Raw genomic sequence first — 8,649 nt, 5'->3', positions numbered from 1 at the left:
ATAGCCGAACGCCAAAATGGAATATTTAAAGTGGAATGGATCTATCGTTCAGAGATGTATAAAAACTTTAATCATGCACATCAAGAGATAGCTAAAATGATTGATTTCTATAACTTTAAGCGTCCTCATATGAGTATCGGACTAAAAATTCCAATAGCGGTATATAGAGGAGAAGAGCCAGGAAACAATTTATGGAAAAACAAGCAAAATCATTGCACATCCACCGAATAAAGGCTATCTTTGTCAAGCCGAAAACTGGGTGAGTGATGCTTACAGGCTATCTTACTAAAGTTCTTTAGGGGCTTCGAGCCCTCTAAAGAACTTGCCGAAAACAGGGCTCGTTCATCTTTAGGCTATCTTTTTCTCTGTTTGAAAATATATTTTTTTGCCGAAAACCGAAATTGACAAGTAAATTAGAATGAATGAAAAAATTTGACAAGTAAATTAGGAAAAGTGAATAAAGACTGTCAAGTGATTTTAGGAAAGTACATCCAACTGTCACCCCTTCAAGCTATCTAAATGACTTAACCGGACTATTTACATGGGTTAACCAGACTATCTACATGGGTTAAGGGTGCTAACTCATGTTTACAACGGCATTATTGTAATGGGATAACAGCCAAAAAAGCAGGCTTTATCTGAAAAATGGTTGTCTTTTTTCATGCGAGTGAAATCCATGATGTGCTTTCCCCCACCATATTTAGCAACAAGGATGGAGCGGTGAGCCCCATCCTTGTGTTGGTAATAGGCTGGTTCTATAAATTACCACCGCATATAGTCATTAAAATTTTATGAAATACGTTTTGTTATCTTTTGGCTTCTTTTTATATAAAACAGGCTGTGCCTCAACAATTCAAACAAGTTTGATTGTATTCGGCTTGCTCCGTTTTTGGTTCAAAATGTAAGATTGTTCAGTCGTGTAGCTCGCTACACTCCTTCACGCCCTTGCATTTTGACCTCAAAAATAAGCTCAAAATCTAACAAAGCTAATTTATAGAACCAGCCTATCATCAGCAGCAAATGCTATTTGCGCGGTGCATCCTTCATCACAACTTCGTAAATCTCGGCATCGCCCTCGACAACTATTCGTGTGGTGCGAGACATTGGAGTGAAGGGATAGAAGTTAGTGGTTACCTGTTCGGTGTGGATACATTTCCCACGTTTGTCGAACTGACTCACCTTCACGCCGCCGTTTGCAGGCAAGCGCATCAGCAGAGCATATTGCGAAACACCCGGTTTGATGTCGAACGACAGACGACCCGAAAGATGGAATGCAGTGGTGGGTTGCTCATCAAATGCCCGCAGGGCAGCCTCGGTTTGCGAACCAGCATCTACCTTAAAACCTAAATATTGCTGACGAACAGGATTGACCTCAAACAAACGGACAGCAGTCCAATTCTTTTTCTCAGAAGGCAGTTTGCGCAAGCGCACATAGCGCGCCATCACTTCAGCCCCCTCCCACTGCACATCGTAGACGCCTTTCAGCTCTTTCAACAGTGGTTGCCAGTTGTTGCCGTCGGCAGAATATTCCAAAGTGGCATGGTCGAAGTAATCTACATCGTCTACCGAGTTGCGTCCCTGAAGAATATGCACCTCACGGACAGGCTTCACACAACCCAAGTCTACCCCTATCCACTCGCCTGTTCGCTGCGATGCAGTAGAGGTATAATAAGAGGTGGTATCTGTGTCGAACATCAATTGCGAGAGGGTGGTCTTGAGGTTGGGATAAGAGCCCACGGCACGATATACGAACGGCTTGCGCCCAGATATCTGTTGATAAAACGCTTCACTCAAGTCTTGCATCGCCACCTCATAGAATGGTTGCAACTTCATGGTTCCCGAGCGATGCGCTTCGTAAGCCTTGCGCTCGTTGAGCGTCATAATGTTTTGCACGTAACCCGTCCAGAAATCGGTTAAATCACCCTCCTTGTACTGTTTCATTAAATCAATCGTGCGCTTTCCTCGTGTGCCTAAGCGTCCAAACTCCACCAGCCAAGGTTGCAACTCCTTTAGCAAGGCAGGGTTGTCGTTGGCTTGCTGCATCTGTGTAGGCACTTTCTCGATGCGGTCGAACTCCTGATACAACGCCTCGAGCTGTTGGGGCGTATAGTTGTTGAAGCGGAATGTCTCCGTCTCCCACGACTCATCCCTACGGTAACCCGTCTCCGTATCTGCCGAATGAATGGCAAAGGTGCGATAAGCCTCGTGAGAGCGAGGAGCAACCACCTGCAAACCACGTTCCCAACTATCTATGGCATTGTACGCCTTTGGGTTCCATGTATAATCTGCCACACTATAGAGCGACAGCTTGGACGCTTCGGCATGTTCCATAGGATTGCTCACCAGTCCGCACATCTCGTTGGGTGTCACCGTGGTATCGAGTCCATAAACAGGCCCCTGAAGTACGATGTGGCGCACATAGTCGGTCACCGCATAGTTCCACCAGAAGAAGGCAGGACGCTGAATGCGCTGATTCACCCAGTCTAACGTTTCGTGGGTGACATCACTGCACACCACATCACCCGTCCAAAACACTTTCACAGAGGGGTCCAACGCTCTACCGTAAATGCTCAAAGCACCCTGCGGTGAGGGGTTTGCCCACAGCTTGGAATAATCTGTAGGACAGACGATGAGCGGCGACACATCTTTCTTTTGCTGTACAAATTCGTGCGTCAAGCGATTCAGCAGTTCTACCTGCTTCATCGGGTTGGTTCCCTCTCCATCGATGTCATCGAAGAAGATAGCAAACGAGCGCACACCGAGCTCGTACATCATCTCGAACTTACGCACCAAGTTTTGATAATCTTCCTCATTCCAATGAATATCCTTTCCGGGGTGGATAGCCCACACAAAGTCGACACGATTGCGCTGCGCTGCCATCACCAAATCATGAATCTGCTCACGCTCCTTCTCTGGATAAGGCTTGCGCCAGTTGGGTGCGCTGTGATAGGGGTCGTCCTTGGGACCATAGAGATAGGTGTTCATCTTATATTTTCCATAGAAATCGAGGAGCGACAAGCGCGCCTTGTGCGACCATGGAGTGCCATAAAAGCCCTCCACTACTCCTCGATAAGGGAAGGTAGGATAATCGACAACAGAGAGACATGGCAGCGTTTTACCGCCTTGTGCAGCAGGACTTTCCATGAGTTGCTTCAAGGTTTGTACGGCATAAAACACCCCTTTGTCATCACGCCCTGTGATACGAATGCCTTTGGCATCGATTTGCAGGGCATAAGCACCCTCTACATTGGGCAAATTGTTCTTTTTCGAGGCATAACTCACGGTGAGGTTGACGCCTTTGCGTTGCAGGTTAAGGAAGTTGAGATCCTGCGCCAGCACGTGTTTCTTGTCCTTCGTCTTATCCTTCAGGCGCACGCCAGCAGTGACATCGAGTGCAGCCTGCCCCCCGACATTCATTTCTATTTTCTGCGGAGTGGGATTGATGACAATGCCCTGATGATTTACTTTGTGTCCAGGTACTTTCAAGATGTTTTGCGACTCTTTGCGCTGCGAGCTGAGATCGAACCCAGTATCTTGCGCCATGCCAGTGCTTAGGGACAAGACAGCCGTCACAGCTGCCAGAGAAATTTTATAGATTTGTTTCATATTGATGTGATTGTATTTTTGTTGAACATGGGTGACATAAGAAGGAAGTGGCGAATCATCTCGCCACTTCTTCAGCGTCTAATGGTAAATGTGAACTTTGTTTGATGTTGCTTGTGGTGCTATTTTTGAATCGAAAGGAAGTTGAAAGAAGCCCAACTATATTGCTATGTGTTCCAATTGTGCCTTCGTGTAGTTGGCAGGCGCATCATATATCTTGGCGAGTAGCTCACGACTCTCGGCATCAGCCAAAGGGAAACCTACCCCCTTGTGACCGAGCAGCTGTGTTACCTTTGTCAAGTCTGAATACTGAATGGCGTTGGCATCCTCCGTGGGACGTTTCACTGTAGCGTCGTAGCTAAATGCGTCGTCGGTGATTTCTTCGAGTGTCAAAGCCTTGTACACGTTGGTATAATCGGCACCGTAGGTAGACTCTTCATAGAAGAATCCCACCTTGTCGTCCTTTTGCCACACCATGGTGCTATAAGCCGAACCCATTTGTGATATTTGTTTCTTTCCTGTCCAATTGCTTGCAAACGCTTTTGGCGTGAAATAATCGTTCAAGCTCTCTAATGCCTTGAAGTAGATGCCCACATTGGCACGGTTCGGACCAAAGGGAACACTTTGCAGTGCCAAGAACATTTGCTTGCCATCGCTGTTGCGCTTCACAGGAAGTATCATGATTTCGCCATTGCACGAATTGCTTTGTGCTGCCGTTCCGTGGTTGTTCGCATCCGACTTAGCCACCTCGCCCCACGAGCCTTCGCCCGTCTCATTGTTAGTATAGGTATAGATGTTGAACAGTCGTCCCCCATTGGCGCGGCTCGACAGCAACACTCTACCGTCGGGCAATTCTTCACACTTAGGCTCATCACCTCCGGGAGCAGGACGTGCATCTTTCCCTCCCAACACTTTCCAAGTTGCTCCGAAGTCATCAGAATACAGCACGCGGTTGCCACCGTCACGGGCACAAACAGGCATATACACACGGTAGTGCGTTCCATGCTTCACAATACTGCTCTGGCATAGCTTCCCCGAACCAGCAAACATACTTTTCACTGCGCCGTCTTTACTTCCGTCAAAGAGTCCATAAACGGCAGCGGTAACATCGGTATAATTGCCCCAAGTCTCACCTCCATCGGTACTCAGATAACGCACCATGGGCAGTGGATGCCCATTTTGATAGTTCGCTGTTTGGTAGGGAACATGTCCTGCCACACACATCATCAGCACCTCATTGCTTTCGCGGTCGGCTACTACGGCAGCATCGCCAAAGCCATAATCGAGTCCGCTGCCCGTTCCTTTGCCATCGGCAATGGTACGTGCAACGGTCCAAGTAGCACCGTGGTCGGTAGAGGTTCGCAATTGAATATCTACCTCGCCATAACCAATGTCAGAGCCACCCGGGCGATAATCAGAGAAAGCCAGTAACTTACCGTCTTTCATGCAAGCCAAGGCTGGTATGCGGTAAGGATGTTGGTTGGGACGAGTGATATAGAGCGGATGAAAATTCGCTGGAGCTGCAGCCTTTGCCACGGTTACCAGCACATTCTTCAAGCGTGCAAAACCTGCGGTAGTTCGTGTCGCATGCTTTACATTGAACGTTGCCGTAGCGGCGTGGATATCTGTCACCTGCACAGCTTGCCACTGTGTGGGGTCATCGGACGAAAATTCGGCAGCGCCTTTTGGTGTCACCACAATCTTCCGCCCTGCATTCTCGGACGAGAAAGAAAATTCGTAACTCACGATTTCGTAGCCAGGAGTAACAGCTAAGGTGTAATCAGCACTGAACTGCACCGAGCCGTTTCCTGTAAAAAGCTTTATCTCGTTCCCGTCGTAGTACGCCATATTGTTGGCAGCACAAGTCAGGGTGAGCATGGGATCAACGTCGTTACTGGTCCATTGCGCAGCCCATGTTTTGGCAGGATTGGACTTGGTCCATGTACCTGTTGACTTCTGAATGCGGATTACTTTGTCCGCTGCATTTGCGGTACTCCACCCCAAAGAAAGGAGCAGTGCAAAGGTCCATAATAATCGTAGCGATTTTAGATTCATAGCTAATAGCGTCTTTTAATGTGTAAATAAATAATAATTCTATTGTTTCGTTTACAAAAATACTAAATTTATTTGAAATAATGGTACAAAATGTCGAATTATTCAGAAAGAGGAAAGATAATAAGAAACAATTCTCTGTTTATTAGATTATTTGCTTACTTTTGCACATTAGTTATGATAAACGTACAAACACTTATCCAACTCAAAGCCTTTGCTCGCATTGACGGTCTTTGGCTCGCTCTGCAGTGGACCTCCAGCTTTGCCTGTTTGATGTATCCACCGCTGAATATCTTGGGCAACCTGCTCCTCTTGATGACGCCAGTGCTGATGACGTGGCGTGTCATCAAGTTTCGCAACTATGCGCTCGACGGTAGTATCTCTTATCGGCGCGCCTTTGCCTACGGCTGTTACATGACATTTTATGCCTCGCTGATATTTGCCATGGTGCAGTGTCTGTATTTCCAGTTCTTGGACAACGGCCACTTTGTGCAGCTACTCAACCAGTCGGTAGAAGAGCTGAAAGCGATAGATACGAGAAACACCGACTACTGGAGCAACCTCCAGCAATCCATTGAAATGATGCGAAGCGTTTCGCCCATTGAACTGGCATTTATGTTCATGATGCAAAACCTTTTCATTGGAACATTGACCAGTACCATTGTGGCGATTTTTGGCAAAAAGAAGAAATAAACACCTCACAACTTCGCCCTACCCACACGCCGTCCTCTACCCTCTCTCCTATGCAGATGAGGAGAGGCGGACAAAAGAGTGAGGGCAACGTTGTGAATGATGAATAGAATAGTATGGACATATCTGTAGTAATTCCCTTGTACAACGAGGAAGAATCGTTGCCCGAACTCTTCTCATGGATAGAGCGGGTGATGCAAGCAAACGCTTATTCGTTTGAAGTAATTTTTGTAAACGACGGCTCTACCGACCATTCATGGGAGGTCATCCAACGACTCAGTAAGCAGTCGGAGGCTGTGCGAGGTATCTGTTTTAGACGTAACTACGGCAAGAGTCCAGCCCTGTATTGTGGCTTTAAGGAAGCACAGGGCAAGGTGGTGATTACCATGGATGCCGATTTACAAGATTCGCCCGAAGAGATTCCTGCACTCTATCGCATGATTACGAAAGAGGGCTACGACCTTGTGTCGGGCTATAAACAGAAGCGATACGACCCACTGAGCAAGACACTTCCTACCAAACTCTTCAACGCTACGGCTCGCAAAATTAGTGGCATCAGCAACCTGCACGACTTCAACTGCGGACTGAAAGCTTATCGGCAAGAAGTGGTGAAGAACATCGAGGTGTATGGCGAGATGCACCGCTACATCCCTTACTTGGCGAAAGAGGCAGGATTCTGCAAGATTGGCGAAAAGGTAGTGCAGCATCAAGCACGCAAATACGGCTCTTCTAAGTTTGGACTCAACCGTTTCTTCAACGGTTATTTAGACCTCATCACACTGTGGTTCTTGTCCAACTTCGGTAAAAAGCCCATGCATGTCTTTGGATTTTTAGGCTCCTTGATGTTTTTAGTTGGGCTCATCGCTGTGATGATATTGGGAGCAGAAAAGCTCTACGCCCTTTCCAACGGCATCCCCATGCGCTTGATTACCGATTCGCCTTACTTCTACATCGCCCTTACCACGATGCTCATCGGCACCCAACTGTTCTTGGCTGGGTTTGTGGGCGACTTGATTAGTAGGTCAAATCCAACTCGAAACGATTACCAAATAGAAAAAACCATTCGATGCGAAGAATAATCTTTTTGCTGTCTGTCGCCTTGGGCTTCACCGCATGCTCGTCTATTGATTGCCCTTTGAACAACACCGTGGTAACATCGTACAAGCTCATGGGTTCACAACCGAAGTTGGAAGACACGCTGACCATCATCGCTGCGCGTAGCATGGGGACGGACACGGTGTTGCTAAATCGGGCAGTGGGCATCGACAGCTTTATCTTGCCCATCAGTTATGCACAGCCAGAGGATGTGTTTTTCTTCAAAATTGCGAACAAGGACGGCCAAGTGTTTCGTGACACGCTGCGCATAGCCAAAGACGACCAGCCGCATTTTGAATCGATTGACTGTCCGCCTGCCATGTTCCACCGCCTCAAATCGGTGACGTGTACACATCAAACGCTCGACTCGGTAGTCATTAACAACGAAAACGTGAATTACGATGCAACGAATCCACACCTATACCTCTATTTCAAAAAATATCTGTATTAGTGTGCTGCTCCTATTGGGCACAACAATACAGGCGCAAATACCGAAGAAGATATTTGAGCAACCCAAAGACTCGACACGCTTTCTACGACATGTGGCAGTATCTGCCGACTTGGTGGGACCGCTCCAACTGCTGCTCTCCGACTATGGACAATACGAAGCTGCCGCCCGAGTGAGTTTGCGCAACAAATATTTTCCTGTCGTGGAATTGGGTTACGGACAAGCCGACAGCGAGGATGTCACAACCCACTTGCACTACACTTGCAAAGCTCCGTATGGTCGTATCGGTTTAGATGTAAACATGCTGAAGAACAAAGACGACGACTATCGGCTGTACGTGGGGGCACGCTATGGCTACACTTCTTTCAAATATACGGTGAACCACCCTGGCATTACCGACCCCGTGTATGGCACCCAGCTCCCCTTCAATCTGAACGATATTAGCAACCAATACCACTGGTTGGAAGCCGTGATGGGCGTGGATGTGAAGCTTTGGGGACCTCTTCGCATGGGCTGGAGCGTGAGATACAAACACCGCATTGCCAGTAGTGCCAACACCGAGGCAGGCGACCCTTGGTACGTGCCGGGCTTTGGCAAGCCCAAAGCAACACCCATAGGTGGGACATTCCTCGTTACGGTGGAAATTTAGCAGGCGGAGTGAACCCAGAAGGATGAAGAATGGGATGCTCTACCTTACGTATGGAATGAGAGGAAGTGTGCGAACAAATAAAAAAAATCAAGGTTGGAACTAAAAATAATTG

Annotated in this window: 7 protein-coding genes; 5 read left to right on the top strand and 2 right to left on the bottom strand. The window is 47.6% G+C overall.

Going from position 1 to position 8,649, the window contains the following annotated elements; all coding sequences use genetic code 11:
* Nucleotides 1-231, top strand: a 231-nt coding sequence (locus tag DEM91_RS04080) for an integrase core domain-containing protein (RefSeq protein ID WP_249858094.1), incomplete at its 5' end; no start/stop codon positions are given.
* Between the two features lie 792 nt (nucleotides 232-1,023).
* On the opposite strand, the gene DEM91_RS04075 is transcribed toward DEM91_RS04080, so the two are convergent.
* The gene (locus DEM91_RS04075) at nucleotides 1,024-3,606 is read right to left on the bottom strand and encodes a beta-N-acetylglucosaminidase domain-containing protein (protein ID WP_249858093.1); all 2,583 of its coding nucleotides are present in this window, start codon (nucleotides 3,604-3,606) and stop codon (nucleotides 1,024-1,026) included.
* Between the two features lie 156 nt (nucleotides 3,607-3,762).
* Nucleotides 3,763-5,658, bottom strand: coding sequence for a sialidase family protein (locus DEM91_RS04070; RefSeq protein WP_249858092.1), 1,896 nt, complete (start codon nucleotides 5,656-5,658; stop codon nucleotides 3,763-3,765).
* Between the two features lie 174 nt (nucleotides 5,659-5,832).
* Here DEM91_RS04070 and DEM91_RS04065 point away from each other — a divergent pair, with 174 nt between their 5' ends.
* The 4 genes from DEM91_RS04065 (at nucleotide 5,833) to DEM91_RS04050 (ending at nucleotide 8,537) form a co-directional block, all read left to right on the top strand.
* The gene (locus DEM91_RS04065; protein WP_249858091.1) at nucleotides 5,833-6,348 is read left to right on the top strand and encodes a DUF4199 domain-containing protein; all 516 of its coding nucleotides are present in this window, start codon (nucleotides 5,833-5,835) and stop codon (nucleotides 6,346-6,348) included.
* 113 nt (nucleotides 6,349-6,461) lie between these two features.
* Nucleotides 6,462-7,424: a glycosyltransferase family 2 protein gene (locus DEM91_RS04060; RefSeq protein WP_025072345.1), complete on the top strand. Its 963-nt coding sequence runs from the start codon at nucleotides 6,462-6,464 to the stop codon at nucleotides 7,422-7,424.
* Entirely contained in the window at nucleotides 7,412-7,891 is a 480-nt protein-coding gene (locus DEM91_RS04055; RefSeq protein WP_025072346.1) for a DUF6452 family protein, read from the top strand. The genes DEM91_RS04060 and DEM91_RS04055 overlap by 13 nt, the downstream gene beginning before the upstream one ends.
* On the top strand, nucleotides 7,842-8,537 hold the full coding sequence (locus tag DEM91_RS04050) for a DUF6048 family protein (protein ID WP_249858090.1): 696 nt from the start codon (nucleotides 7,842-7,844) through the stop codon (nucleotides 8,535-8,537). Before DEM91_RS04055 ends, DEM91_RS04050 begins: the two co-directional genes overlap by 50 nt.
* Nucleotides 8,538-8,649 lie beyond the last annotated feature (112 nt).

It is taken from the genome of Prevotella sp. TCVGH (genome assembly GCF_023522295.1).
In the GTDB taxonomy this organism is placed as follows: Bacteria; Bacteroidota; Bacteroidia; order Bacteroidales; family Bacteroidaceae; genus Prevotella; species Prevotella timonensis.
Note: the sequence above shows the minus strand (reverse complement) of the source record. Positions and strands in the feature narration are given on the sequence as shown.